We start from the raw sequence: 26,720 nt of genomic DNA, 5'->3' as shown, positions 1-26,720 counted from the left end.
CAGTGGGGCCAGGCGCGTGGTGTTGCGCCACGCTGGGGCATTCGGTAACAAGTTGGTGCGCAAGGAGGGAACAGTGAGAGGGGCTTTTGTGGCGAGGGGATTTATCTGTGGGAGCAAGGCTTGCCCGCGATGCAGGCGACTCGATTTCTGGCAGACCGCATCGCCTTCGTCGCGGGCAAGCCTTGCTCCCACAGAGTACTCAAGAAGCTGAAATCAGCTCGATCACACAGCACTGGCCATGGATGGAAAATTCCACCAACCCGGTGTTACCGGTCAGTTGCAAACAATCGTAGAGGCCCAGGCCAACGGCGGATTCACCGACCTTGAGCGTCAATCCCGGCGCCGCGCTGAACACCAGCACCGTCTGCGCCTCACTGAAAAAGCGCTGCAAGCCCCCCATCCACTGCAGCCGCGCGCGGTAACGCTGGGGGGCGTAGATCAGGTTGAAGTCGCGGATCGGCCCACCCAGCAATGTGCAATGCACCTGGCTCTCGCCACTGAAGGCAAACGGGTCCAGCGGCCGCAACGCTCGCGTGGGTTGGCCATCGACATTGAGGGTCATGCCGTCACCCTGCAACACGCTGATGATCCGCTCGTAACCGGGGAAGGTGGAAAAACCACCCGACTCCGCGATGTCGGCAATCGACAGGCGCCAACCAAACCCTTCCAGGCCGGTGCCGGCGTCCCGGGTGATTTCCTCGGTGCTGCCACCGCCGTTCTTCCAAGGCATGCGCGGGTAATCCGCCGCCCGCAGGATCTTCATGTCGCTCACTTGTGAAACCGCCCTTCCAGACTGTGACGGGAACCGGGATGAATCAGCCGTGCCGCAGTGACCGGCTGGCGTCCCGACCAGGTGCGGCGGCGGATCAACAGGCACGGTTCGCCCTTCTCGATCTGCAGCAACTTGCATTCATTCGGCTCGGCGAGGATCGCTTCGACCACGTGCTCGCCTTCGGTCAGCGGCGCGACCTGGTTCAGGTAGGCGTAGGGCGTTTGCAGGGTGAAGTCCTGCTTGAGGTATTCCGGCGCCACCAGCGCGTTGACGAAACGATCCTCGATTTGCACGGGGATGTCGTTTTCGAAATGCACGATCAACGAGTGGAACACCTTCTGGCCTTCGCGCATGTCCAGGGCCAGGGCCCGCTCGGAACCGGCGGCCTCTTCTTCCAGGGTAATGACCCTGCAGGTGTGGCGGTGGCCACGGGAGGCGATCTCGTCGGCAATGTTGTGCACTTCGAACAACGCGGACTGGCTCTTGGGTTCGGCGACGAACGTGCCGACGCCCTGCATGCGCACCAACAGGCCGTCGGCGGTCATCTCCCGCAGGGCGCGGTTGATGGTCATGCGGCTGAAACCCAGTTGGCTGACCAACTCGCTTTCCGACGGCACGCGGTAATGCGGCGGCCAGTTTCCACTGTCGATCTGCTGGGTGATCATCTGTTTCACGCGGGCATACAAGGGCGCCGGACTGTCACCCATGTTTGCGGCCAGCGGTGGTTTGGCAGGCGGAGTCGGCACGGCGGTTCCCTGTTCTGCGAATAAGGTGGCTAGCTTGCCGGAGTTTACCGGCCAGGCAAACGTCTGTATATGTATATACAAATTCCGCACGATGAGGTTGAACCATGTCCGCCTTCTTTGCCGAACGCGCACTGCTGCCTAATGGATGGGCCAACGATGTACGTCTTGAGGTCGACGCCGCAGGCGTGCTGACCCATATCCAGGCCGGTTCCCACGCAGACGGCGCCGAACGGCTGGGCGGCCCGTTGTTGCCGGGCATGCCGAACCTGCACTCCCACGCCTTCCAACGGGCCATGGCGGGGTTGGCGGAAGTGGCGGGCAACCCCAACGACAGTTTCTGGACGTGGCGCGACCTGATGTACCGGCTCGTCGGAAAAATCAGCCCCGACCAACTCGGGGTCATCGCCCGGCAGCTGTACATCGAAATGCTCAAGGCCGGCTACACCTCGGTCGCCGAATTTCACTATGTCCACCACGACACCGACGGCAACCCGTACGCCGACCCGGCGGAGCTGGCACTGCGCATCAGCCAGGCCGCCAGCCACGCCGGGATCGGCCTGACCTTGCTACCGGTGCTCTACAGCCATTCCGGCTTCGGTGGGCAGGCGCCCAATGACGGGCAGCGTCGCTTCATCAACAGCACCGAAAACTACCTCAAGCTGCAGTCGCACCTGCAACCGATCCTGGCCGGGCAACCCGCCCAGGCGCTGGGCCTGTGCTTTCACTCCCTGCGGGCGGTAACGCCCGAACAGATCCGCGACGTGCTGGCGGCGAGCGACCGCCATTGCCCGGTGCATATCCACATCGCCGAGCAGCAGAAGGAAGTCGACGATTGCCTGGGCTGGAGCGGCGCCCGTCCGCTGCAATGGCTGTACGACAATGTCGAGGTGGACCGCCGTTGGTGCCTGGTCCATGCCACCCATGCCAACGCCCAGGAAGTCAGCCTCATGGCCCGGAGCCAGGCGATTGCCGGCCTGTGCCTGACCACCGAAGCCAACCTGGGCGACGGGATTTTCCCGGCCGTGGACTTCCTCGCCCAGGGCGGACGGCTGGGCATCGGGTCCGACAGCCATGTGTCGCTGAGCGTGGTGGAAGAGTTGCGTTGGCTGGAATACGGCCAGCGGCTGCGGGACCAGCGGCGTAACCGGTTGTATCGAGCGGATCAGCCGATGGTGGGGCGAACCCTGTTCGACGCCGCGCTGGACGGCGGCGCCCAGGCCTTGGGGCAACCGATCGGCGCCCTGGAAACCGGCAAGCGCGCCGACTGGCTGGTGCTCGACGGCCAGGATCCGTACCTGGCCACGGCCCAAGGCGACGGGATCCTCAATCGCTGGCTGTTTGCCGGCGGTGATCGCCAGGTGCGTGATGTGATGGTGGGCGGACAGTGGGTTGTGCGCGATGGACGTCATGCCGGCGAAGAGGAAAGCACCCGGGCGTTTACCCAGGTGTTACGCGAGCTGCTGGGCTGATCGCAAAAATCAATGTGCAAATACCACTGTGGGAGCGAGCTTGCTCGCGATGAGGCCTTCACATTCAACGCACATGTTGACTGGCATTCCGTCATCGCGAGCAAGCTCGCTCCCACATCGGTTTTCGGGTGACAGTCAGTTCGAGGTCTTCGCCATCTGCCGATCCGACGCTCGCCAGATCAACCGGGTCGTGTCGTAGCCCTGCTGGCGCGCCTTGCTCAGCAGCTCTTCACGCACGACGCTATTGACGGTCGGCGTGCGGGACAGCAACCACATGTAGCGGCGGCTCGGGTCGCCGACGATGGCGGTCTTGTAGTCGTCGCTGACGTACAACACCCAGTATTGCCCTTTCGCCACGCCCGGCACGATTCGCGAGAACCAGTTGTCGAATTCGACCCAGAGCTTGTCGGTCTTGCCCGGCACCTGCGGCGTGGCAGTGCCGCGGGCTTCTTCCCACTGCCAGTCCGAGGTCAGGCAGCGATTGAGCACGCCTACGTTGCCGTCGGGCTTGAGGGTGTAATGGGCTTCGGATTGCGCGCAGTTGCGCTGGAAATACATCGGCAGGCGGGCCAATTCGTACCAGGTCCCTTGGTAACGCTTGAGGTTGACACTGTGGACCGTCTTGGGCGCCAACGGGTCTTCGCCAGAAGTGGCACAGCCAGCCAAAGCCAGGCCGGCTAAAAGCACTAACAATAACCGCATCATTATTTTTACTCCCGCAGGCACCTAGCGGCCAACACAGGCCGCTAGCCCCGGTTTACTTCAGGCCTTGGCCGGAAAACATCAACACTTTGTCACCGGCGTACTGCACGCTGATAAAGCTTTTCTGGTCGCCCCAGGTGCAACTGGACATGCCGAGCGCGCCCGAACAATCGGTCGGTTTCCCCAGCAACGCTTCGACGTCGGCCTTGGGCATCCCGGCTGACAGCTTCGAATAGTTTTCCTGGTTGACCTTGCTGCATGCCGTCAATACGACGCACACGAACAACAGGGCGATAGAGCGCAGTGACATGGTGTAACTCCTGGAACGGAAGGGGGTGGCTAGGGTGCCAACCAGAACCTTAGAAGAGAAAACCCTCTTCTGGTTCCCCGACAGCCCCAGTATTTATTGGGGCTGAATGCGCCATTTCGTCGACAAATCAATCAGTTTGTGACGGCGTCGGACATTTCGTCGGGATCGCGACGCCAGAAGCTGATCCTTGGCACCCGCCGGCCGATAAAAAGAGCAGCGCAAAGCCCTGCGTTATGGCAAATTGCCTCCCTTCCTGACCAGCTCCTCTGCGGTAGCGCTCTAAATGACCAGAAACATGAAATTCAGCCACAAAATCCTGCTGGCTGCCGCCCTTGTGGTAGCCGTTGCCTTCGCCTGTTTCATCCTGTTCAACGATTACCGTCAACGCCAGAGCCTGAACAGCAGCACCGAGACCAGCATGCAGGAACTCGGCAGCCTGACCAGTCGCAACATCCAGACCTGGGTCGAGGGCCGCATCCAGTTGCTGCAATCGCTGGCCCAGCAGATCGCCATCGACGGCAACAGCGCTGCCAGCCTCAAGCGCGCCATCGACTTGCCGGCCTACACCGGCAACTTCCAGCTCAGCTACTTTGGTGGCACCGACGGCGTGATGTTCTCGGTCCCGGCCGGCAATCGTCCCGCCGACTACGACCCTCGTGCCCGTGGCTGGTACAAGGCCGCCAACAGCGCCCAGCAGACCATCGTCACCGAACCCTACATCGCCGCCTCGTCGGGCAAACTGGTGATCACGGTGGCCACCCCGGTCCAGCGCGAGAACCAGATGATCGGCGTGGCCGGTGCGGACATCGACCTGTCCAGCGTCAGCGCCATCATCAACTCGCTGAACTTCGGCGGCCATGGCTATGCCTTCATCGTCAGCGCCGAAGGCAAGATCCTGATCCACCCGGACAGCAAGCGCGTGCTCAAGACCCTGGCCGAGGCCTACCCCAACGGGGCGCCGCACGTGAGCCCGGGGATCAAGGAAGTCGAGCTCGATGGCAAGAGCCAGTTCATCTCCTTCACCCGCGTCAATGGCGTGCCGGGGGCCGACTGGTACGTGGCGCTGGTGCTGGACAAGGACACCGCCCTGGCGATGCTCAGCGAGTTCCGCACTTCGGCGCTGATCGCCATGGCCATCGCCGTGGTGTTTATCATCGCCCTGCTCGGCATGCTGATCCGCGTGCTGATGCAACCGCTGCTGACCATGGGCCGCGCGATGCATGACATCGCCGAAGGCGAAGGCGACCTGACCCGGCGCCTGACCATCCACGGCCATGATGAATTCGGCGCCTTGGGGATGTCGTTCAACCGTTTCGTCGAGCGCATCCACACGTCGATCCGGGAAGTGGCCTCGGCCACCGGCCAGGTCAATGAAGTCGCCTTGCGCGTCGTCAGTGCCTCCAACTCCTCGATGTTCAATTCCGACCAGCAGGCGTCGCGCACCAGCAGCGTCGCCGCGGCCATCAATCAGCTCGGCGCCGCCGCCCAGGAGATCGCCCAGAACGCCGCCCTCGCCTCGCAGCACTCCAGCGACGCGCGCAACCTGGCCGAAGAAGGCCAGCAGGTGGTGGACAAGACCATCACCGCCATGCAGCAACTGTCGGCGAAGATCAGCGACTCGTGCGGCAACATCGAGACCCTGAACAGCAATACGGTGAACATCGGCCAGATCCTCGAGGTGATCACCAGCATTTCCCAGCAAACCAACCTGCTGGCCCTGAACGCCGCCATCGAGGCTGCCCGGGCCGGTGAAGCCGGTCGCGGCTTTGCGGTGGTGGCCGACGAAGTGCGCAACCTGGCTCACCGCACCCAGGATTCGGCGCAGCAAGTGCAGAAGATGATCGAAGAGCTGCAAGTCGGCGCGCGGGAGGCGGTGCTGACCATGACCGACAGCCAGCGCCAGAGCGAAAGCAGCGTCGGCATCGCCAACCAGGCCGGCGAACGCCTGGGCAGCGTGACCCAGCGCATCGGTGAAATCGACGGCATGAACCAGTCCGTGGCCACCGCCACCGAGGAACAGACCGCCGTGGTGGAGTCGATCAACGTCGACATTTCCGAGATCAATACCCTGAACCAGGAAGGCGTGGAAAACCTGCAAGCCACATTGCGGGCCTGCACCGACCTGGAACAACAGGCAGCGCGCTTGAAGCAGTTGGTGGGTAGTTTCAGGATCTAGTGCTTTCAAGGCCCCCATCGCGAGCAAGCTCGCTCCCACAGTAGATCTCCTTGCCACAAAGATCTTTGTGGGAGCGAGCTTGCTCCGGGCGGCGATCCGACGAAGACGGCATCAGCCTCACAGAAAAATCAGAACCTGGACCCAGGCCTGTTCAAGAACTCGACTTCCTCAGCCGTGGACTCGCGCCCCAGCACCGCATTGCGATGGGGGAAGCGGCCAAACCGGGCAATGATCTTCTGGTGCCGTTCGGCGTAGTCCAGGTTGTCCTCGAACACCGCCCGCTGCGCCTGCGGTTGCTCGCGCACCAGGTCGATGAACCGCGACACAGCCTCGTTCTGCACGGCGAGGTTTTCGCAGTGCTCCAGCACCAGGTAGATGAAGACGCGCTGGATCGGCTGGAGTTGCCGGTCGAAACCCGCCGCCATGCCCTGGGCCACCAGTGCCTGGGCGCGAAGGTCGCCGGAGAACGCCTTGGGCGTATCGCGAAAGATCATCCGCGGGAATTGATCGAGCAACAGCACCAGGGCCAGCCAACCTTCCGGGTGTTGCGCCCAGTCGGTCAATCCGCCGGCCAGGGCCTGCTCGACCTGATCGCCAAAGCGCTCGCGCGCCTGGCGGTCATGGTGCTTGCCGAACCATAGCTTGCCTTTCTCGGCGGCTATTTCGTCCGGTGTGCCGGCTGAACCAAACCACCAATCGAGTAACGGCTGCCAAGGCTCGGCCACGGTTTATTCCTTGTGGTAGGCCGTGGCGCGGGCGACTTCTTCCTTCGAACCGAGGAACACCGCCACGCGCTGGTGCAGGCCTTCAGGCTTGATGTCGAGGATCCGCTGGTGACCGTCGGTGGAAGCGCCGCCGGCCTGTTCCACCAGGAACGACATCGGGTTGGCTTCGTACATCAGGCGCAGCTTGCCCGGCTTGGATGGCTCGCGGCTGTCACGTGGGTACATGAACAGGCCGCCACGGGTCAGGATGCGGTGCACGTCGGCGACCATCGCGGCCACCCAACGCATGTTGTAGTTCTTTTTCAGCGGGCCTTCCTCGCCGGCCAGCAGCTCGCTGACGTAGCGTTGTACCGGGGCTTCCCAGTGGCGCTGGTTGGACATGTTGATGGCGAATTCCTGGGTGCTTTCAGGAATGGTGATGTCTTCGTGGGTCAGGACGAAACTGCCCATTTCGCGATCCAGGGTGAAGCCCTTGACGCCGTCGCCCAGGGTCAGCACCAGCATGGTCTGCGGCCCGTAGATGGCATAGCCGGCAGCGACCTGCTGGGTGCCGGGTTGCAGGAAGGCCTTTTCATTCAGGGCTTCGTTCTGGCTCAGGTATTCGTTGGGGCAACGCAGTACCGAGAAGATGGTGCCGACCGGCGCGTTGATGTCGATGTTCGACGAACCGTCCAGTGGGTCGAACACCAGCAGGTAGGCACCCTTGGGGTACTTGCCCGGGATCTGGTAGGCGTTGTCCATTTCCTCGGACGCCATGCCGGCCAGGTGACCGCCCCATTCGTTGGCTTCGAGCAGGATCTCGTTGGACAGCACGTCGAGCTTCTTCTGCACTTCACCCTGCACGTTTTCGGTGCCCATGCTGCCCAGGACACCACCCAGGGCGCCTTTGGAGACGGCGTGGCTGATTTCCTTGCACGCACGCGCCACCACTTCGATCAAAAAGCGCAGATCGGCAGGGGTATTGTTGCTGCGGGTCTGCTCAATCAAATAGCGACTCAAGGTAACGCGGGACATGGACGGCTCCGAAGAATAGGGGGCGGAAAAACCAGCGCAGTTTAGCGCGAGTCGGGACTTAATTCCTCCTATGAGACGGGATATAGGGGATTGAGTTCACGCAGGGGTGGTTGCTTTGGCATCAGCTGCCCGGCAGGACACTGGCGCGAGCAGGCTCGCCCCCACATTTTGATCTTTGATGTGATCAGGCCTCGTGTCACGACACGATCCATTGTGGGAGCGAGACTGCTCGCGATGAGGGCGCAGCACCCGCTTTCAACCCTTGACCGGCGGCTTGCGCAACAAGCTGAACGCCATCGCCGCCAGGAACAGCACGCTGAGCAGCAACACCGCCCACAGGCCGATTTTCTTCCAGGGAGTGTCGACCTTCGCCGGCGCGCTGGCCGGCGCGGCCACGGGGCTGGAAGTGGGGGCTCCGCTCACGGTCGCCGAGCCCAGGGTAGCCAGCCGCGCCGGGCGATAATCCGGCACCAGGGTCGTCAGTGGCAGGCTCGCGGCCTTCACCGTCGCGTTGCCCAGCGCCAGGCTGTAGGGCCCCTCGCCACGCGCCAGGAACACCACCTGGGTCGGACGCACGGCAAAGCGCAGGGCCGGCGCTTCGGTGCCGAGGCCACCGCCCCGCTCGTCAACCGTCAGCTTCAATTGCTGCACGGTCTGGCCGGACAACTGCAGCTGGTTCTGCTGCACGTCCTGGCCGTTCTGGGTCAGCCGATACAGCAGGCCGCTGCCCATCGGTTGCCACGGATGGCTGCTTTCACGCCGCCCCGCCAGGGTCACCGGCGCCAGGCTGTTGGCCTGGCTCAGCTCGACCTGCACCTCTTCGACTTCCAACCCCATGGGCAACTGCCAGGTGTATTCACCGGCCTTGACGGTGGTGCCGGCCAACGGTTGCGACCAGACCAATGGCAACGGCAGGCTCTCGCGGCTGGCGCTCTGCAATTGGGCCGAGGTCAGCACCGGCGCGGAGGACGGCGAATCCCACAGCAAGCGCAGATAACGCGCCGGCTGCCCCGGCAGGTTCACTTCGTGCTGCTCGACCCGCTCATCGGCGAAGGTCAGGCGCGCCACCTGGCCGTCGCCCCAGGATTGCCAGTGTTGCAGGTCGTCGCTGGCCTCGATGGTGAAGCGCTGGAAACCGTCGCGCTCGCTGGTCCAATCGAGGATCAACTGCTGCAGCGGTGCCTTGATCGCACTGGCGTCCAACAGCCAGCCGCGCAGTGCTTCCTCGCCGGCTTCAAGGCGACTGGACGGCTGGACTTCCACCAGCGTGCCATTGGCGTTCGACTGCACCCGTACGCTGGGCGCGCGCTCGTTGTCATCGGCGGCGCTGTACAGGGGGAACCACTTCACGTCGGTCAGGGTGCGCTGCTCCCGGCTCTGGGCCGACTCGCGCACCAGGGCATAGGCCTGGGCCTGCCCGGCGGCGTTGAAAACCCGCAGGTCGCTCAGGTCGGTCTGCCGTGCCTGCACTTGCACGTCCAAGGGCAATGGCAGGCGATACCACGGCCCCTCGCCGCTCAAGGCCAGCGGCAGCTGATGGGCAAAATCCGCCGGTTGCTCCTGGGCGGTGGCCGACAGGGCCACCCACAACCCGACCATGCCCAGCCCGATCCGATTCAACGTGCGACTCAAGATGACACTCCCTCACTGACAGGTATTGGCGGCTCGGTCGGTTCGACCGTTTCCGAACGCTTGGGCGGCAGCGGCGCGAAGTAGCCGACCACCAGCAGCAACACGCCCACGCCGATGAACGACACGATCCGCGCCAAGCCGCCACGGTTGCTCAACTCAACGAAGAACAGCTTGGCGACCACCACGGCGATCAACGCCGCGCCGATCAGCCACACCTCGCGACGATGGCGCAGGTGCCCGCCGATCATCAGGCCCAGGGCAATCAGGGTCCAGACGATGGACAACCCGGCCTGCACGAACATGGATTCGAGCAAGGCGTCCAGTTCGAACGGCACCCCGAGCCAATGATGGGCACTGCGCATCACCACGGCGGTGAAGAACGCGAACAGCGACAGCCCGGCGACCAACTGGGCGACATGCTCGGCATGGGCCCAGCGCAGCGTCAATCGCGCCACCGCACTGCGCGCCCACACGTAGACCCCGAACAAGGCGAACAGCAGGCCGAGTTCCAGCGGGTTGAGCAACGGCACATACGGCAGGGGCTGCGCCGTGCCGTCACTGAAGGTGTTCGCCAGCCAGAACCAAGCGAGCATCATCAGCGTCAGGGGCGCCGCCGCATAGAGGCGGTATTCACGCGGCTGGGCCGCAACCGGCCACGGCCAGGCACGCGGCGCGGCCATCAGCACCAGGTACAGGCTCGGCAGGATCGCCCAGCCCAGCCAGCGCCAGGCGTTGTACGCTTCGGAGAGCAACAGCAGGCCATAACGCAACTCCAGCGCCAGCACGCCGATCAGCAGCCAGGCACCGAGTACATGGGCAACACTGCGCGCCTGGGCCGGCAGCGTCGGCGCCAGGCGCTTGAGGGACAGCAAGTGCACGGCGAACACCGCCAGCCAGGCCAGCCAGCCAAGATCCGCGGCCGGGTGGTAACGGTCGTGCCAGCTCGCCACGAGCACACAGCCCGCCGCCGGAATCAACAAGGTGCAGAGCACGCCCAGCGCCGGCCATTTCAAGCGCAGCGACAACACGGCCCACACCGCGACACTGGCCGCCGCGACCGCTAGCAACAAGCTGCCCGACAGGTTTGCCGGGGCGAACCGCAGCACTTCGCTGACCCAGGCCAATGCCCACCAAGCCGCGCCCCAGACCAGCAACAACTCGGACAAGCGGCGCAGGCTCAAGGCCTCGAACACCGTCGCTGAATGCCCGCGTTGCAGGCGCCAGGCGCCGACCAGCGCCGCCAACCCCAGCACCAGCGGCGTCCAGAACCCGCCATGGGCCAGGGGACGCAGCCCCTCGGCGTCGAGCGGCCCGAGCAAGGCGGGCCCCGCCACGAGGAACGCCGCGCCGCCGAGCAATTGCAGCAACAGGCCGAAGACAAAGCTCACGCGCTGTTTCAGGTACAGGCTCAGCCAGATGATCAACAGGCCACTGGCCGCCCACACGCCGCTCGCCGTCTGCCACGGCAGGACGAACAGCACGGCGAGGTTGATCAACACCAGCCCCGCCAGCAACACCACGGACAACCCGCGCAGCAAGCGCACATCGTTGTGCACCATGTCATCGCGCGCCGCCAGCAACATGCCGCCAATCAACGCCAGGCCGATCAGCGAGGCGCTGAGCAAGCCGCTCCAGCCGGCACTGAACACCGCCGTGGCATCCCCTTCGGCACCTTGCAGGCGCATCAGGAACAACATGCCCCCCAGCAGTTGCACCGCAAACGCGGTGAACAGGAAGCTGCGCGAGCCCAGGCGCAGGCCCACGAACAACGTCGCCAGCCCCGCCAGGGCCCAGGCGATGGCCGTGCCGTGGGCGAAGAAGAACAGTGGCGCCAACAGGTAGAGGAAGGACAACCCCAGCACGGCCAGCACCGGCAAGCCTTGGCGCTCCCAGGGTGACGCCTGCTGCGGTTCGGCCCGGCGCAATTGGTAGAAGGTAAACAGCAAGGCACCGCCCAACATCAAGGCGCCCAACGGCGCGCCGTCGAGCAGGCTGCTGTCGCCGCCACGCAGTCCGCTGGCGAACGCCAGCGCCGAGCCCAGTTGCAACAACAGGGCGAAGGCGCGGGCGACGGGGCGTTGCTGGCGCAGACCCAGCCAGAAGATACCCGCGCCTTCCACCGCCCAGGCCGCCGAGGTCCAGCGGGCATCGAGGCCCAGGGGAATCGCCAGGCTGGCGAAGATCACTCCCAGGGCCAGGCAGGTCTCGGCCAGCAACAGGGCCCGGCCGCCCATCAGGATGCGCGCCAGGCCCATGTAGATCATCCCCAGGGCCAGGGCACTGAAGGCGGTGGCGAATTCCAGGTGCTGGACCAGGGCGAACTGCAGGCCGAAGCCCACCAGCGGCGGGCCGAACAGCATCGTGCCATCGACGTAATCGCCCTGGCGCGCCGACCAGCGCAGCAACGCTTGCCGGCTGTCGTCCTCGGGCCGGTCGCCCGACTCCAGCAATGTGCGCCGGGTAAACAACAGGCCGATCGCCAGGTAGATGAGAAAGAACAGGATCAGGAACGGTTCGGTGCTCCAGAGCAGCTCCGGCGTGTAGGAGCGCAATCCCCAGGCGATCCCGATGCCGAACGTGCCGACGAAACCGATCAGGTTGAGCAGGCGCCAGGCCTTGAACCAGGCGATCGCCAGGATGCCGGCATTGAGCAGGATGAAATAACTGAACAGCGCGACGTGGTTGCCGCTGCCGGTAGATGTCAGGATCGGCGCGGCAAACCCGCCCAGCGCGGCGGCCGCCGCCAGGCCCAAGGCGTTCTGGGTCACCGCCAGGATCGCCGAGAACACCGTGACCGCCACCAGCAGGCCCAGGGCCGCCCTGGCGTCGAGCAGCGGGTGCAGGCGCATGGCGGCGAACACGGTCAGGTAGAGCACCGCGATCCCGGTGCCTTGCAACATCAGCGCATAACCACTGTTGCGTTGGCGCAACCACCACCCCAGGCCCAACAGGCCCAGGGCGCTGGCGGCGACGCCGGCATAGCGCAATTCGATGGGCACCACCATGCCTTCGGTGGCGTAGCGCAGCAGGAATGCCAGGCCGAGGAACAACAGCACCACGCCGACCCGCAGCACCGTATTGCCGCCGAACAGCCAATTGCGCGCGCCCGTCCAGGCCCGGTCGATGACATTCGGTCCACGGGGCGCGGGCGGTTCCGAGGCCACCGGTTCCATCGGCCTGGACGCGCCCTGGCGGGCCTCCCGGCGGATGCTGGCCGGCGCCGGCGTCCAGATGTCATCGGGCAACGGCTGGCTGGCCTGGGCGGCCATCGCGGGCGAGGAAACGGGTTCGAGGTCGGGTGGCAATTCCCAGACCAGCGCGGGCTCGGCGCTGACGTCGGGCTCCACGGGCGCGGCCACGATGATCTCCGGCGCCGGGGTGAGGGCCGGCTCGCCCGGCACTGGCGCGGGACTTCGTTCGAACAGGGCCAGGCGCTGTTCCAGCGCGTCCAGGGCCTGCTGGGTCTTGCGCAACAGGCCCTGCTGCTCGGCGGCCTGGGCCGCCAGGCGGCTCAAGCGAACCCCTTGGGCAATGCCGAGCCCGACCAACGCGCCTATCAGGGCGTCGGCGAACGACTCATCCACCACCCAGCCGAGTGCCAGGCCTAACAACGTCAAGATCCATTGCATGGTCGATATCCCTAAGCGGCCCATTGCGGGCGTAACCGGGGGTGATGCGGTGCCGTGGCTCAGTCTAGTGGAACCACACAACCCCTGTGGGAGCGAGCTTGCTCGCGATAGCGGCGTATCAGGCGCATTCGTACTGCCTGACCCACAGCTATCGCGAGCAAGCTCGCTCCCACATGGGATTGTTGGCATTTCCAACACTGAGCCCGGCCACCACAGCCCGGCGAAACTGGCGCCTAGTATATCGACGAAGCCCAATTGCCGTTGGGCTTCGCTCACATTTCTTGCAGCTAAGGCTACTCCAGGGCTTTCCAGATGTCGGTGGCGTATTCACGGATGGTCCGGTCCGAAGAGAACCAGCCCATGCGCGCGGTGTTGAGCACTGCCGAACGCCACCACTGCTTGGAGTCGTGCCAGCGCTCTTCGACCTTGGCCTGGGCATTCCAGTAGGCGTCGAAATCGGCGCAGACCAGGAAGCGGTCATAGTCGATCAGCGAATCCACCAGCCCGGTGTAGCGCATCGGATCGTCCGGCGAGAACACCCCGCCACGAATCGCCTGCAACACATCGTTGAGGCGATGGGACGCGGCGACGTCCGGCGCGGCGCTGAATTCGCCGTTGCGCTTGCGCGCCTCCACCTGCTCGGCGGTCAGGCCGAAGATGAACATGTGCTCATCGCCGACCCGGTCCCACATCTCCACGTTGGCGCCGTCCATGGTGCCGATGGTCAGCGCGCCGTTGAGGCCGAATTTCATGTTGCTGGTGCCTGACGCTTCAAAACCGGCGGTGGAGATCTGCTCCGACAAATCCGCCGCCGGAATGATGCTTTCGGCCAGGCTGACGTTGTAGTTGGGCAGGAACACCACCTTGAGCAGGCCGCGCACGGTCGGGTCGTTGTTCACCACCCGGGCGATGTCGTTGGTGAGCTTGATGATCAGCTTGGCCTGGTGGTAACTGGCAGCCGCCTTGCCGGCGAAGATTTTCACCCGCGGCACCCAGTCCACTTCCGGTTCGGCGCGGATCGCCTGGTACAGCGCCACGGTGTGCAGCAGGTTGAGCAGTTGGCGCTTGTACTCGTGGATCCGCTTGACCTGCACGTCGAACATCGCCGCCGGGTTCACCGCGATGCCCAGCCGCTCGTGGATCAGGTAGGCCAGGGCCTTCTTGCTGTGCAAACGCTGTTCGGCGAACTGCTTGCGGAACGCCGGCTTGTCGGCGAACGGCTCCAGTTCGATCAGGCGCTCCTCGGGGTTGTCGAGCACGCTCGGGCCGAGGGCATCGACCATCATCGAGGTCAATTCGGAGTTGGCCTGGAACAGCCAGCGGCGGAAGGTAATGCCGTTGGTCTTGTTGTTGATCCGCTCGGGATAGAGCTTGTGCAGCTCGGAGAACACCGTGCTGCGCATCAGTTGGGTGTGCAACCCGGACACACCGTTGACGCTGTGGGAGCCGAGGAACGCCAGGTTGCCCATGCGCACCCGCCGGCCGTTGTCTTCTTCGATCAGCGAGACCGAGCGCAAGACGTCGAAATCATGCACGCCCTTGGCCCGCAGCGAATCGATGTGCTGGGCGTTGATCAGGTAAATGATCTGCATGTGCCGGGGCAGCATGCGCTCCATCAGCCCCACCGGCCAGGTTTCCAGGGCCTCGGGCAACAGCGTGTGGTTGGTGTAGGACAGCGTGTCCTGGGTAACCTGCCAGGCGGCATCCCACGCCACGTCGTAGACATCCACCAATTGCCGCATCAGTTCGGCCACGGCGATCGACGGGTGGGTGTCGTTGAGCTGGATCGCCGCATGATCGCCCAGGGTCAGCACCGAGGTGTGCATGTTGCGGTGGCGGCGCAGCAAGTCCTGCAACGAAGCCGCGACAAAGAAATATTCCTGGCGCAGGCGCAGTTCCTGGCCGGCCTCGGTGCTGTCGGCCGGGTACAGCACGCGGGAGATACTTTCGGCCCGGGCCACTTCCGCTACGGCGCCCAGGTGGTCACCGGCATTGAAGCGCTCCAGGTGCAGGTCTTCCATGGCGCGGGCCCGCCACAGGCGCAGGGTGTTGACGCTGGCGCCGCGCCAGCCCACCACCGGCGTGTCATAGGCGATGGCGCGCACGGTTTCGGCCGGGGACCAGACCTGCCGGGTCTTGCCGGTGTCGTCGGTGACAGTCTCGACGCTGCCGCCGAAGCCGATCGGATAGACCACCTCGGGCCGCTCGAACTCCCACGGGTTGCCGAAATCCAGCCAGTGCTCGGTCTGCTCCTGCTGCCAGCCATCCACCATCGCCTGGCGGAACAGGCCGTGCTCATACCGGATACCGTAGCCATGGCCGGCGATGCCGAGGGTCGACATGCTCTCCATGAAGCACGCCGCCAGGCGACCCAGGCCACCGTTGCCCAAAGCCGCATCGGGCTCCAACAGGCGGATGCGCTCCAGGTCCACGCCCAGTTCGGTCAAGGCCTCGCGCGCGGTGTCCAGCAGGCCGAGGTTGCTCAGGCTGTCGTAGAGCAGGCGACCGATGAGGAATTCCAGGGAAAGGTAGTACACCCGCTTCTGGCCCTTGCGATAGATCTGCCGCGTGTGGTCCATCCAGTGTTCGACCATGTGGTCGCGGGCAGCTAGGGCAATGGCTTCGAACCAGTCATGATCAAACGCGTGATCCGGGTCCTTGCCGACGGCGTAAGTGAGTTTGGTCAATACCGCATCGCGAAAAGCAGCCACTTCGGCTTCGCGAACAAGTGGTTCTTGAGTCATTGATGAGACCTCGAACGAGCATGGAATTGTCTGAGCCTAGTCGGTCTGACACACGGCGTAGGCTCTGGTTCGGCGGTTTTTCCCCTGCGGCGGAGAATCGTCGTCAGAGAAATGCCGGGATGGACGAGTGAATGCAGGGGCCGTGCCGGTCTCGGAGCGATTCGTCACGAATGAAAAAAAACCGGCGGATGGTCGTTCAAAATTTCACCAGTCCCGGTATGATCGCGCGCCCTGATACCTGCCGGTACACCTTGATGATGAAGCCCAACCTGATCGCCGCCGCGGAGATCGACCGACTCGATACCTGGGCCAAGTATTCCGCCCCGATGTGCGGCTCCTGCGTGTCGAGTTGCTGCACGCTGCCGGTGGAGGTCAAGATCAAGGACCTGATCCGGATTGGCATCGTCGATGAGTTCGAACTGGGCGACCCGCCGAAGAACATCGCCAAGCGCCTGCAGAAGGAAGGGATCGTCGAGCGCTACAACCAGAAGTCGGAAATTTTCACGCTCCAGCGCATGAGCAACAACGATTGCCTTTATCTGGACCGCAAGAGCCGGTTGTGCACCATTTATGAAAAGCGCCCGGACACCTGCCGCAACCATCCGCGGGTCGGGCCACGGCCGGGGTATTGCGCCTACAAACCCAAGGAAGTGGAGCGCGAGCGCAATCCGCGGACGCTGGATCGGTTTTGATCGGCCTTTTGGCTATCTAGCGCCTGTGCCACTGCTATCGCGAGCAAGCTCGCTCCCACAGGTAGGGGCGCATTCCATTGTGGGAGCGAGCTTGCTCGCGATAGGGCCCTGACAGGCGACACATCATTTCCTGGCATAAAAAAAACGCCCCCGGTCTCACAACCGGGGGCGTTTTCATTCAGCCTGGGCTAAACGATCAGTTCTTGGCTTTCTTGGCAGCGCGGGTACGCTCGCCTTCGTCCAGGATCTTCTTGCGCAGGCGGATCGACTTCGGCGTCACTTCGCACAGCTCGTCGTCCTGGATGAACTCCAGGGCCTGTTCCAGGGTGAAGCGAACAGGTGGGACCAGGGCGATGGTCTCGTCCTTGCCCGAAGCACGCATGTTGTCGAGCTTCTTGCCCTTGGTAGGGTTCACGCCCAGGTCGTTGTCACGGCTGTTCAGGCCAACGATCTGGCCGTTGTAGATTTCCTGGCCGTGCTCGACGAACAGCTTGCCACGCGCCTGGAGGGTTTCCAGGGAGTAGGTCAGCGCCTTGCCGGTTTCCACCGATACCAGTACACCGTTCTGACGACCGGACATGTGGCCGGACTTCATGGTGTCGTAGCGATCGAAGATCGAGGTCAGGATGCCAGCGCCGTTGGTCAGGGTCAGGAACTGGTTACGGAAACCGATCAGGCCACGCGCCGGAATGTTGTACTCCAGGCGCACACGGCCCTTGCCATCCGGGGACATGTTGGTCAGGTCGCCCTTACGCAGGCCCATCTCTTCCATGACCTTGCCCTGGGATTCTTCAGGGATGTCGATGGTGACGTTCTCGAACGGTTCCTGCTTGGTGCCGTTGACTTCGCGGATGATCACTTCAGGACGGCCCACGGCCATTTCGAAGCCTTCGCGACGCATGGTCTCGATCAGTACCGACAGGTGCAGCTCGCCGCGACCGGATACCTTGAACTTGTCGGCCGAGTCGCCTTCTTCAACGCGCAGTGCCACGTTGTAGAGCAGCTCCTTGTCCAGGCGCTCCTTGATGTTACGGCTGGTCACGAACTTGCCTTCCTTGCCGCAGAATGGCGAGTCGTTGACCTGGAAGGTCATGGAAACGGTCGGCTCGTCGACGGTCAGCGGCTTCATCGCCTCGACCACGGTCGGATCGCACAGGGTGTCGGAGATGAACAGCTCTTCGAAGCCGCTGATGCAGACGATGTCGCCGGCTGCCGCTTCTTCGACATCCACGCGGTGCAGGCCGTGGTGGCCCATCAGCTTGAGGATACGGCCGTTGCGCTTCTTGCCTTCGGTGTCGATGGCGACCACCGGGGTGTTCGGCTTGATGCGACCACGGGCGATACGGCCAACACCGATCACACCCAGGAAGCTGTTGTAGTCCAGGGCAGAGATCTGCATCTGGAACGGACCGTCACGGTCGACGGCCGGCGCAGGTACGTTGTCGACGATCGACTGGTACAGCGGGGTCATGTCTTCTGCCATGGCGGTGTGGTCCAGGCCGGCGATGCCGTTCAGGGCCGAGGCGTAGACGACCTGGAAGTCCAGTTGCTCGTCGGTGGCGCCGAGGTTGTCGAACAGGTCGAAGATCTGGTCCAGGACCCAGTCAGGACGCGCGCCCGGACGGTCGACCTTGTTGATCACGACGATAGGCTTCAGGCCGGCTTCGAAGGCCTTCTTGGTCACGAAGCGGGTTTGCGGCATCGGGCCGTCCTGGGCGTCGACCAGCAGCAGCACGGAGTCGACCATCGACATCACGCGCTCTACTTCGCCGCCGAAGTCGGCGTGGCCCGGGGTGTCCACGATGTTGATGTGGTAGCCGTTCCAGTTGATGGCGGTGTTTTTCGCCAGGATGGTAATACCGCGCTCTTTTTCCTGGTCGTTGGAGTCCATCACGCGCTCGTCGTTGAGCTCGTTGCGCTCCAGGGTGCCGGATTGACGCAAGAGTTTGTCTACCAGGGTGGTCTTACCATGGTCAACGTGGGCAATGATGGCGATGTTGCGTAGATTTTCGATCACTTGTGTATCTCGATCAGAGGATTCGGTGTGCTGACAGGACGTGACAGCGATTTACGTTGAGTCCGACAAAGCCGTTACAGCTCGCCGGCGGCGTCGGGGGGCCGGTGACGCAGGCCACAGGCAAACAGCCCCGGGCACTTAGCTCGGTCGATAAACGCGCACATTGGCATGCCCCTCACTGAGCAAATGGTGGGCATGCAGGCGACTCATCACGCCTTTGTCGCAATACAGCAGGTACTGGCGAGTAGGGTCCAGTTCCTTGAAACGCGCGTTCACTGCATAGAACGGCATCGTTTGTACCTCGATGCCGGCGATCTCCAGCGGGTCGTCTTCAGCGTCGTCCGGGTGACGGATGTCGATGATGATCTGACCGGCCAGCGCTTCGCCGACTTCTTCAACCTGAATGTCCTGGCCCAATTCGTCGATCACGCGATCGATCGGCACCAGCCTGGCATTTTCGAGCGCACGCTCGAGAATCGCCATGTCGAATTCTTTCTCTTCATGCTCGACGCGCCCGCGCTTGGCGGCCGTCTTCGGATTGACCGAGATGACCCCGCAATACTCCGGCATGTGCCGGGCGAAATCGGCGGTGCCGATCTCGATGGCCGTGTCGATGATGTCCTGCTTGTGGCTGGCGATCAGCGGACGCAGCACGAGCTTTTCGGTGACGCAATCGATCACCGACAGGTTCGGCAGCGTCTGGCTGGAGACCTGGGAGATCGCCTCGCCAGTGACCAGCGCATCGATGTGCAGGCGGTCGGCGATGCTGGACGCGGCACGCAACATCATACGCTTCAAAATGACGCCCATATGACTGTTGTCGACTTTGCCGAGGATTTCGCCCAGCACTTCTTCGAATGGCACGCTCACAAATAACACACGCTGGGAGCTGCCGTACTTCTTCCAGATGAAGTGCGCCACCTCCATCACGCCCAGTTCGTGGGCACGCCCGCCCAGGTTGAAGAAGCAGAAATGCCCCATCAGGCCGCGACGCATGATCTGGTAGGCGGCGACGGTGGAATCGAAACCGCCGGACATCAGCACCAGGGTCTGCTCCAGCGAACCCAGCGGGTAGCCGCCGATGCTGTCGTGCTGGCTGTGGATGACGAACAGGCGCTGGTCGCGTATCTCGATGCGCACCTCGACCTGCGGGTCCTTCAGCGAAATACCGGCGGCGCCGCACTGACGGCGCAACTGGCTGCCGACGTACTTCTCCACGTCCATCGAACTGAACGGGTGCTTGCCGGCGCGCTTGCAACGCACCGAAAAAATCTTGCCGGCCAGGGCATCGCCGTAATGAAGCTTGCACTTGGCGAGGATGTCGTCGAAATCCCCCAGCGGGTATTCGTCCACCTGCAGGAAGTGCGCGATGCCCGGCATGCAGCTCAGGCGCTCGGTCATTTCCTTCAGGATCTTGGGTTCGCTGACGCGGGTTTCCAGCTCGAGGTTGTCCCACACGCCGTTCACCACCACGGCCGGGTCCAGGTCACGGAGCACGGCACGGATGTTCTTGGCCAACTGGCGGATGAAACGCATCCGTACCGGGCGGCTCTTGATGGTGATTTCGGGGAAGACTTTTACGATTAGTTTCATGAAAACAGCGCGCGAACGGCCAGCCGAAAAAGGGGGGCGCGGATTATAGCGGAAATTGCTCAAGGTTTAACCAGTTAATGTGAAGATGGTTTTGCATGCACCAAAACAGGTCAACAACTCTTCGCAACGCCACTTTGCGGTGCACTATTGTCGGACAATCCTCGCTTCCGGGCCCCAAAAGCCTGGATTTGGTGCAAAAAACCCATTGCTGGGGCACTGGCATGCAAATTGCTCCCTTGTGAGGCAGGTTGCCTTGGCAGAGTATTCGCGCCGGCATCACCCATATCTTAGGGCACACCATTACCGCCCGAAGCCACCCGGAGGACATATGTCGAAGTCGGTTCAACTCATCAAAGATCATGACGTCAAGTGGATTGATCTGCGCTTCACTGACACCAAGGGCACTCAACATCACGTGACCATGCCGGCCCGTGATGCGCTGGACGACGATTTCTTCGAAATCGGCAAGATGTTCGACGGCTCCTCCATCTCCGGCTGGAAAGGCATCGAAGCCTCCGACATGATCCTGATGCCGGACGACGAAACCGCCGTCCTGGATCCATTCACCGAAGAGCCGACCCTGATCCTGGTCTGCGACATCATCGAGCCTTCGACCATGCAAGGCTATGACCGCGACCCGCGCGCCATCGCCCACCGCGCCGAGGAATACCTGAAGTCCACCGGTATCGGCGACACCGCTTTCTTCGGTCCCGAGCCTGAGTTCTTCATCTTCGACTCGGTCAAATTCAAGTCCGACATCTCCGGTTCCATGTTCAAGATCTTCTCTGAACAAGGTTCGTGGATGTCCGACCAGGACGTGGAAGGCGGCAACAAAGGCCACCGTCCAGGCGTGAAAGGCGGCTACTTCCCAGTGCCACCGTTCGACTTCGACCACGAGATCCGTACCTCCATGTGCAACGCACTGGAAGAAATGGGCCAGACCGTCGAAGTTCACCACCACGAGGTGGCAACTGCCGGCCAGAACGAAATCGGCGTGAAGTTCAACACGCTGGTCAAGAAGGCTGACGAAGTCCAGACCCTGAAATACGTCGTACACAACGTGGCCGACGCCTATGGCCGCACCGCGACCTTCATGCCGAAGCCACTGTACGGCGACAACGGTTCGGGCATGCACGTTCACATGTCGATCTCCAAAGACGGCAAGAACACCTTCGCTGGCGAAGGCTATGCCGGCCTGTCGGACACCGCCCTGTACTTCATCGGCGGTATCATCAAGCACGGCAAGGCCCTGAACGGCTTCACCAACCCGTCGACCAACTCCTACAAGCGTCTGGTACCAGGCTTCGAAGCCCCGGTCATGCTGGCCTACTCGGCTCGCAACCGTTCCGCCTCGATCCGCATTCCTTACGTGAACAGCCCGAAAGCCCGCCGTATCGAAGCGCGCTTCCCGGATCCGGCTGCCAACCCGTACCTGGCCTTCGCTGCACTGATGATGGCCGGCCTGGACGGTATCCAGAACAAGATCCACCCTGGCGATGCCGCCGACAAGAACCTGTACGACCTGCCGCCTGAAGAGGCCAAGGAAATCCCACAGGTGTGTGGCAGCCTGAAAGAAGCCCTGGAAGAGCTGGACAAGGGCCGTGCGTTCCTGACCAAGGGCGGCGTATTCAGCGATGACTTCATCGACGCTTACATCGCGCTGAAAAGCGAAGAAGAAATCAAGGTTCGCACCTTCGTACACCCACTGGAATACGAGCTGTACTACAGCTGCTGATCCGGTAGCGTCGCCCCACGCGGCGTGAAATGAAAAGAGGCCTCCTTCGGGAGGCCTTTTTCATGGGCGCCGGTTAAGGGCATGATGGCCGATCGTTCCCCCAAGAAGACGAGACTGCCCATGACGCTGCGCCTCACTTATGGCCTTGCCCTCTCTGCCGCGCTGCTGGCCAGCGCCGCCGAAGCCGCACCCGCCCCCGACGCCCTGACCCCGCTGCTCAATGCCATCGGCGAGCGCATCGCCCTCGCCGATCAAGTGGCGCTGAGCAAATGGGACAGTCACAAGCCCGTTGAAGACCGCCCGCGCGAGCGCGAGGTGATTGCCGCCGCCGTCGCCCAGGCGCCGGCCTACAAGTTGACGGCCGACACCGTGGACGCGTTTTTCAGCGCCCAGATAGAAGCCAACAAACTGGTGCAATACATCAACCTGTCCGACTGGGCCCTGGCGGGCAAGGCACCGGACCTGCCGCGCCCCGACCTGGTGGGCGAGATCCGCCCGCAACTGGATCGACTGCAAAAGCGCCTGCTGCAACAACTGGCCGACTTCGCCCCGTACCGCACCGACCCGCAGTGCCCGCAATGGCTGGCCCGCGCCACCCACAATGACAAGCAGCACCCGGTGCACCGGCTCGCCCTGATCCGGGCGACCGCAGAGCTGTGTACCGCCACAAAATCCTGAGGCACACCTCCCCTGTGGGAGCGGGCTTGCTCGCGATGAGGCCGGCACAGCCAATACCTCAGTGACTGACACGTCGCTATCGCGAGCAAGCTCGCTCCCACAGGGTTCGGGTGCAACAACTTGGGTCAATCCCCGTCCCTGACCTATGCTGCAACCCATCACTTTTCATTTTCGGTCGATTTTCCATGGGTCGCGGTTTTTCATTCATCCTGTTGCTGCTGTTGGCGCTGCCTGTCGCCGCGCAGATCTACAAATACACCGACGCCGAGGGCAACACCGCCTACAGCAACCAGCCGCCCCAAGGGGTACCGGCCCAGACGGTGGACTTGCCGCCCCTCAACAGCATCGAACGCCAGCCACCCGCCAGCCCGGGCCCACCGACAGCCCCCGCGCAAAGGGAGGAGCCCGGCAACGCCTACGCGATCCTGGAACTGACGGACATCCCCAGCGAGGAAGCCCTGCGGGCCAACAACGGCACCTTTACCGTGGGCGTACGGGCGCAGCCGCGGCTGCAAAGCCCTCATCTGTTCCGGCTCCTGGTGGATGGACAACCCTATGGCCAGCCGACCAACGTGCCACGCCTGCAAGTGGTGAACATCGACCGGGGCGAGCACAGCCTGGCGGTGCAAGTCGTCGACGGGGACAAGCTCGTGCAGCAGAGCGAGACTGTCACCTTCACCGTGCAGCGGGTGCACCAGCCATGATCCGCTGGCTGCTCGCCCTGGGCCTGGCGCTGGTCGCGCTGCCAGGGTTGGCGCAGGTCTACACCTACATCGACGCCCAGGGCAATCGCGTGTTCACCGATCAGCCACGCCCCGGCAATGCGAAGAAAGTGGAACTGTCACCCGGCAACCGGATGCCAACCCCGTCCAAGGCCCCGCCTGCAGCGCCTGCGGGAGAAGCCCCCGAGCCGCTGTTCCGCTACGAAATGCTCCGCCTGCTGATCCCGGAACCGGATGCCACGATACGCAGCACCGAGGGCGCGCTGATCGTCAGCGTCACCAGTGAGCCCGGCCTGAAGAAAGGCCACCGCTATCGCCTGCTGCTCGACGGCCAGCCCACCGGCGCACCGGGCCCGAGCCCGGTGTTCGCCCTGGACAGCATCGATCGCGGCACCCACCAGCTGGCGGTGGAGATCCTCGACGCGCAAGGCCGGATCCTCGAACGCACCGCCAACCAGCCTTTCCACATGCAGCGCATCTCCCTGGCACAGAAACGCCGCATCAAGCCCTGCGCCAAGGCCGACTACGGTCATCGCCCCGAATGCCCCCTCGCCGAAAAGCCCGAGGAAGAAATCAGCATCCTGCCGTTCTTCTAACCTCGTTCAGGTTGGCGCACTATGTTGGTGCGCCTGCTTGCCCGCTTCCCAGATTCCAGCCCATTTTGGTTCGAAAATACCCGCAAAAGCTGGCAGAACGCCACGCAACAGGGCGAAAAACAGCCTCTTTAGGGCTCTAGGCGCTTCTTTTCAGAGCCTTGGTTTGGTTTTTGCATTTTCCCCGTACCGGCGCGTCATGCGCGTGCTTGCTACGCTCCAAAAGAGGTCCCGATGACCATCAGCGATGCACTACACCGCTTGCTACTCGACAACCTCACCACCGCGACCATCCTGCTCGATGCCGAACTGCGCCTCGAGTACATGAACCCGGCGGCGGAAATGCTGCTGGCTGTCAGCGGCCAGCGCAGCCATGGGCAGTTCATCAGCGAGTTGTTCACCGAATCGGCCGAGGCGCTCAATTCCCTGCGCCAGGCAGTTGAGCAGGCACACCCGTTCACCAAGCGCGAAGCGATGCTGACCGCGCTGACCGGCCAGACCCTGACCGTGGACTACGCGGTCACTCCGATCCTGAACAACGGCGCTACCCTGTTGCTGCTGGAAGTCCATCCCCGTGATCGCCTGCTGCGCATCACCAAGGAGGAGGCTCAGCTGTCCAAGCAGGAAACCAGCAAGATGCTGGTGCGCGGCCTCGCCCACGAGATCAAGAACCCCCTCGGTGGCATCCGTGGCGCCGCGCAATTGCTGGCCCGTGAGCTGCCGGAAGAAAGCCTCAAGGACTACACCAACGTCATCATCGAGGAAGCCGACCGCCTGCGAAACCTGGTGGACCGCATGCTCGGCTCGAACAAGCTGCCGTCCCTGGCGATGTGCAACGTCCACGAAGTGCTCGAGCGCGTCAGCAGCCTGGTGGAAGCCGAGGCCCAGGGCTGCATCACCTTGGTGCGCGACTATGACCCGAGCATTCCCGACGTCCTGATCGACCGCGAGCAGATGATCCAGGCAGTGCTGAACATCGTGCGCAACGCGATGCAAGCCATCGGCAGCCAGAACGAACTGCGCCTGGGGCGCATCACCCTGCGCACCCGGGCCATGCGCCAGTTCACCATCGGCCACGTGCGCCATCGCCTGGTGACCAAGATCGAAATCATCGACAACGGCCCGGGCATCCCTGCCGAACTGCAGGAAACCATCTTCTTTCCCATGGTCAGCGGCCGTCCGGACGGTACCGGGCTGGGCCTGGCCATTACCCAGAACATCATCAGTCAGCATCAGGGCTTGATCGAGTGTGAGAGCCACCCCGGCCACACCACCTTTTCGATCTTCCTGCCACTGGAACAAGGAGCCACATCGACATGAGCCGTAGTGAAACCGTGTGGATCGTCGATGACGACCGTTCTATCCGTTGGGTCCTGGAAAAAGCCCTGCAACAGGAAGGCATGACCACCCAGAGCTTCGACAGCGCCGACGGGGTGATGAGTCGCCTGGCGCGCCAGCAACCGGATGTCATCATTTCCGACATCCGCATGCCCGGCGCCAGTGGCCTGGACCTGTTGGCGCGCATCCGCGAACAGCATCCACGGCTGCCGGTGATCATCATGACCGCCCATTCCGACCTGGACAGCGCGGTGGCTTCCTATCAGGGCGGCGCCTTCGAATACCTGCCCAAGCCGTTCGACGTCGATGAAGCCGTCTCGCTGGTCAAGCGCGCCAACCAGCACGCCCAGGAACAACAAGGCCTGGAAGAGGTGCCGGCCCTGGCCCGCACCCCGGAAATCATCGGCGAAGCACCGGCGATGCAGGAAGTGTTTCGCGCCATCGGGCGCTTGAGCCACTCCAACATCACGGTGTTGATCAACGGCGAATCCGGCACGGGCAAAGAATTGGTGGCCCACGCGCTGCATCGCCACAGCCCCCGGGCCGCCTCGCCGTTCATCGCCCTCAACATGGCGGCGATTCCCAAGGACCTGATGGAATCCGAGCTGTTCGGCCACGAAAAAGGCGCGTTCACCGGCGCGGCCAACCTGCGGCGCGGGCGCTTCGAACAGGCCGACGGCGGCACGTTGTTCCTCGACGAAATCGGCGACATGCCGGCTGACACCCAGACCCGCCTGCTGCGGGTGCTGGCCGATGGCGAGTTCTACCGGGTGGGCGGCCATACGCCGGTCAAGGTGGACGTGCGCATCATCGCCGCGACCCACCAGAACCTGGAAACCCTGGTCCACGCCGGCAAGTTCCGTGAAGACCTGTTCCACCGCCTGAACGTGATCCGCATCCACATCCCGCGCCTGGCGGACCGTCGCGAAGACATCCCGACCCTGGCCCGGCACTTCCTCAGCCGCGCGGCCCAGGAACTGGCGGTGGAGCCCAAGCTGCTCAAGGGCGAAACCGAGGAATACCTCAAGAACCTGCCGTGGCCCGGCAACGTGCGCCAGCTGGAAAACACCTGCCGCTGGATCACGGTCATGGCTTCCGGCCGCGAAGTGCACATCAGCGATCTGCCGCCGGAACTGTTGAACCTGCCACAGGATTCGGCCCCGGTGACCAACTGGGAACAGGCCTTGCGCCAATGGGCGGACCAGGCCTTGGCCCGCGGCCAGTCGAACCTGCTGGACAGCGCCGTCCCGAGTTTCGAGCGGATCATGATCGAAACCGCCCTCAAGCACACCGCCGGCCGCCGCCGCGACGCCGCCGTGCTGCTGGGCTGGGGCCGCAACACCTTGACCCGCAAGATCAAGGAGCTGGGGATGAAGGTCGATGGTGGGGATGATGATGACGGGGATGAGGGCTGATTGGCCTGTAACCCTTCG

General features: G+C 63.3%; 20 protein-coding genes. 9 read left to right on the top strand and 11 right to left on the bottom strand.

Translation table 11 applies throughout. The annotated features are described in order from the left end of the window. Positions 1 to 199: 199 nt before the first annotated feature. Positions 200 to 772, bottom strand: a complete 573-nt coding sequence (locus Q6A48_RS15385) for a HutD/Ves family protein (RefSeq protein WP_304554956.1) — start codon at positions 770 to 772, stop codon at positions 200 to 202. Continuing rightward, positions 769 to 1,479 carry a histidine utilization transcriptional repressor HutC gene (hutC, locus tag Q6A48_RS15380; RefSeq protein ID WP_304554955.1) on the bottom strand — a complete coding sequence of 237 codons (711 nt, stop codon included), beginning with the start codon at positions 1,477 to 1,479 and terminating at the stop codon, positions 769 to 771. Before hutC ends, Q6A48_RS15385 begins: the two co-directional genes overlap by 4 nt. Positions 1,480 to 1,622: 143 nt before the next feature. Between hutC and Q6A48_RS15375 the strand changes: the two genes are divergently transcribed. Next, positions 1,623 to 2,987, top strand: a complete 1,365-nt coding sequence (locus Q6A48_RS15375) for a formimidoylglutamate deiminase (protein ID WP_304554954.1) — start codon at positions 1,623 to 1,625, stop codon at positions 2,985 to 2,987. Positions 2,988 to 3,122: 135 nt separating this feature from the next. Here Q6A48_RS15375 and Q6A48_RS15370 read toward each other — a convergent pair whose 3' ends face one another. Both Q6A48_RS15370 and Q6A48_RS15365 read right to left on the bottom strand, forming a co-directional pair. Next, positions 3,123 to 3,692 carry a lipocalin family protein gene (locus tag Q6A48_RS15370; RefSeq protein ID WP_304554953.1) on the bottom strand — a complete coding sequence of 190 codons (570 nt, stop codon included), beginning with the start codon at positions 3,690 to 3,692 and terminating at the stop codon, positions 3,123 to 3,125. A 52-nt stretch (positions 3,693 to 3,744) separates the two neighbouring features. Then, positions 3,745 to 3,999, bottom strand: a complete 255-nt coding sequence (locus Q6A48_RS15365; RefSeq protein WP_304554952.1) for a hypothetical protein — start codon at positions 3,997 to 3,999, stop codon at positions 3,745 to 3,747. A gap of 283 nt (positions 4,000 to 4,282) precedes the next feature. Between Q6A48_RS15365 and Q6A48_RS15360 the strand changes: the two genes are divergently transcribed. After that, complete coding sequence (locus tag Q6A48_RS15360; protein ID WP_304554951.1) at positions 4,283 to 6,175, top strand: methyl-accepting chemotaxis protein; 1,893 nt, start codon at positions 4,283 to 4,285, stop codon at positions 6,173 to 6,175. Positions 6,176 to 6,303: 128 nt separating this feature from the next. On the opposite strand, the gene Q6A48_RS15355 is transcribed toward Q6A48_RS15360, so the two are convergent. The 5 genes from Q6A48_RS15355 to Q6A48_RS15335 form a co-directional block, all read right to left on the bottom strand. Next, entirely contained in the window at positions 6,304 to 6,900 is a 597-nt protein-coding gene (locus Q6A48_RS15355; protein ID WP_304554950.1) for a DUF924 family protein, read from the bottom strand. 3 nt (positions 6,901 to 6,903) lie between these two features. Further along, complete coding sequence (locus tag Q6A48_RS15350; RefSeq protein WP_042730856.1) at positions 6,904 to 7,914, bottom strand: class 1 fructose-bisphosphatase; 1,011 nt, start codon at positions 7,912 to 7,914, stop codon at positions 6,904 to 6,906. A gap of 255 nt (positions 7,915 to 8,169) precedes the next feature. Continuing rightward, positions 8,170 to 9,513 (bottom strand): DUF3999 domain-containing protein, encoded by a 1,344-nt coding sequence (locus tag Q6A48_RS15345; RefSeq protein ID WP_369811705.1) that lies wholly within the window; start codon positions 9,511 to 9,513, stop codon positions 8,170 to 8,172. 29 nt (positions 9,514 to 9,542) lie between these two features. Further along, the gene (locus Q6A48_RS15340; RefSeq protein WP_304554948.1) at positions 9,543 to 13,175 is read right to left on the bottom strand and encodes a DUF2339 domain-containing protein; all 3,633 of its coding nucleotides are present in this window, start codon (positions 13,173 to 13,175) and stop codon (positions 9,543 to 9,545) included. A gap of 293 nt (positions 13,176 to 13,468) precedes the next feature. Then, positions 13,469 to 15,919 carry a glycogen/starch/alpha-glucan phosphorylase gene (locus Q6A48_RS15335; RefSeq protein WP_304554947.1) on the bottom strand — a complete coding sequence of 817 codons (2,451 nt, stop codon included), beginning with the start codon at positions 15,917 to 15,919 and terminating at the stop codon, positions 13,469 to 13,471. A 254-nt stretch (positions 15,920 to 16,173) separates the two neighbouring features. On the opposite strand from Q6A48_RS15335, the gene Q6A48_RS15330 reads away from it, so the two are divergent. After that, entirely contained in the window at positions 16,174 to 16,611 is a 438-nt protein-coding gene (locus tag Q6A48_RS15330) for a YkgJ family cysteine cluster protein (RefSeq protein ID WP_024778075.1), read from the top strand. Positions 16,612 to 16,807: 196 nt separating this feature from the next. Here Q6A48_RS15330 and typA read toward each other — a convergent pair whose 3' ends face one another. Beyond that, positions 16,808 to 18,628, bottom strand: coding sequence for a translational GTPase TypA (gene typA, locus Q6A48_RS15325; protein WP_304554946.1), 1,821 nt, complete (start codon positions 18,626 to 18,628; stop codon positions 16,808 to 16,810). A 138-nt stretch (positions 18,629 to 18,766) separates the two neighbouring features. Next, positions 18,767 to 20,221: a tRNA uracil 4-sulfurtransferase ThiI gene (gene thiI, locus Q6A48_RS15320; RefSeq protein WP_304554945.1), complete on the bottom strand. Its 1,455-nt coding sequence runs from the start codon at positions 20,219 to 20,221 to the stop codon at positions 18,767 to 18,769. 328 nt (positions 20,222 to 20,549) lie between these two features. On the opposite strand from thiI, the gene glnA reads away from it, so the two are divergent. The 6 genes from glnA (at position 20,550) to ntrC (ending at position 26,702) form a co-directional block, all read left to right on the top strand. Further along, complete coding sequence (glnA, locus tag Q6A48_RS15315; protein ID WP_053147846.1) at positions 20,550 to 21,956, top strand: glutamate--ammonia ligase; 1,407 nt, start codon at positions 20,550 to 20,552, stop codon at positions 21,954 to 21,956. Between the two features lie 120 nt (positions 21,957 to 22,076). Next, the gene (locus Q6A48_RS15310; protein ID WP_304554944.1) at positions 22,077 to 22,634 is read left to right on the top strand and encodes a chorismate mutase; all 558 of its coding nucleotides are present in this window, start codon (positions 22,077 to 22,079) and stop codon (positions 22,632 to 22,634) included. Between the two features lie 185 nt (positions 22,635 to 22,819). Beyond that, positions 22,820 to 23,338, top strand: a complete 519-nt coding sequence (locus tag Q6A48_RS15305; protein WP_304554943.1) for a DUF4124 domain-containing protein — start codon at positions 22,820 to 22,822, stop codon at positions 23,336 to 23,338. Continuing rightward, positions 23,335 to 23,952 carry a DUF4124 domain-containing protein gene (locus Q6A48_RS15300; protein ID WP_304554942.1) on the top strand — a complete coding sequence of 206 codons (618 nt, stop codon included), beginning with the start codon at positions 23,335 to 23,337 and terminating at the stop codon, positions 23,950 to 23,952. Before Q6A48_RS15305 ends, Q6A48_RS15300 begins: the two co-directional genes overlap by 4 nt. A 231-nt stretch (positions 23,953 to 24,183) precedes the next feature. Further along, positions 24,184 to 25,269 (top strand): nitrogen regulation protein NR(II), encoded by a 1,086-nt coding sequence (glnL, locus tag Q6A48_RS15295; protein WP_042731316.1) that lies wholly within the window; start codon positions 24,184 to 24,186, stop codon positions 25,267 to 25,269. Then, the gene (gene ntrC / locus Q6A48_RS15290) at positions 25,266 to 26,702 is read left to right on the top strand and encodes a nitrogen regulation protein NR(I) (RefSeq protein WP_304554941.1); all 1,437 of its coding nucleotides are present in this window, start codon (positions 25,266 to 25,268) and stop codon (positions 26,700 to 26,702) included. Before glnL ends, ntrC begins: the two co-directional genes overlap by 4 nt. Positions 26,703 to 26,720: the final 18 nt, after the last annotated feature.

Source organism: Pseudomonas citrullilanati, assembly GCF_030580855.1.
Classification (GTDB): Bacteria; Pseudomonadota; Gammaproteobacteria; order Pseudomonadales; family Pseudomonadaceae; genus Aquipseudomonas; species Aquipseudomonas citrulli.
The sequence above is the reverse complement of the archived record's forward strand: the minus strand, read 5'-3'. Positions and strand labels throughout refer to the sequence as shown.

Excerpts from the sequence above, each read along its gene's own strand:
- hutC (WP_304554955.1), bottom strand. The coding sequence starts at position 1,479 with ATGGGTGACAGTCCGGCGCCCTTGTATGCCCGCGTGAAACAGATGATC.
- Q6A48_RS15375 (WP_304554954.1), top strand. The coding sequence starts at position 1,623 with ATGTCCGCCTTCTTTGCCGAACGCGCACTGCTGCCTAATGGATGGGCC.
- Q6A48_RS15370 (WP_304554953.1), bottom strand. The coding sequence starts at position 3,692 with ATGATGCGGTTATTGTTAGTGCTTTTAGCCGGCCTGGCTTTGGCTGGC.
- Q6A48_RS15365 (WP_304554952.1), bottom strand. The coding sequence starts at position 3,999 with ATGTCACTGCGCTCTATCGCCCTGTTGTTCGTGTGCGTCGTATTGACG.
- Q6A48_RS15360 (WP_304554951.1), top strand. The coding sequence starts at position 4,283 with ATGACCAGAAACATGAAATTCAGCCACAAAATCCTGCTGGCTGCCGCC.
- Q6A48_RS15350 (WP_042730856.1), bottom strand. The coding sequence starts at position 7,914 with ATGTCCCGCGTTACCTTGAGTCGCTATTTGATTGAGCAGACCCGCAGC.
- Q6A48_RS15345 (WP_369811705.1), bottom strand. The coding sequence starts at position 9,513 with ATGGTCGGGTTGTGGGTGGCCCTGTCGGCCACCGCCCAGGAGCAACCG.
- Q6A48_RS15340 (WP_304554948.1), bottom strand. The coding sequence starts at position 13,175 with ATGCAATGGATCTTGACGTTGTTAGGCCTGGCACTCGGCTGGGTGGTG.
- Q6A48_RS15335 (WP_304554947.1), bottom strand. The coding sequence starts at position 15,919 with ATGACTCAAGAACCACTTGTTCGCGAAGCCGAAGTGGCTGCTTTTCGC.
- Q6A48_RS15330 (WP_024778075.1), top strand. The coding sequence starts at position 16,174 with ATGATGAAGCCCAACCTGATCGCCGCCGCGGAGATCGACCGACTCGAT.
- thiI (WP_304554945.1), bottom strand. The coding sequence starts at position 20,221 with ATGAAACTAATCGTAAAAGTCTTCCCCGAAATCACCATCAAGAGCCGC.
- glnA (WP_053147846.1), top strand. The coding sequence starts at position 20,550 with ATGTCGAAGTCGGTTCAACTCATCAAAGATCATGACGTCAAGTGGATT.
- Q6A48_RS15310 (WP_304554944.1), top strand. The coding sequence starts at position 22,077 with ATGACGCTGCGCCTCACTTATGGCCTTGCCCTCTCTGCCGCGCTGCTG.
- Q6A48_RS15305 (WP_304554943.1), top strand. The coding sequence starts at position 22,820 with ATGGGTCGCGGTTTTTCATTCATCCTGTTGCTGCTGTTGGCGCTGCCT.
- Q6A48_RS15300 (WP_304554942.1), top strand. The coding sequence starts at position 23,335 with ATGATCCGCTGGCTGCTCGCCCTGGGCCTGGCGCTGGTCGCGCTGCCA.
- glnL (WP_042731316.1), top strand. The coding sequence starts at position 24,184 with ATGACCATCAGCGATGCACTACACCGCTTGCTACTCGACAACCTCACC.
- ntrC (WP_304554941.1), top strand. The coding sequence starts at position 25,266 with ATGAGCCGTAGTGAAACCGTGTGGATCGTCGATGACGACCGTTCTATC.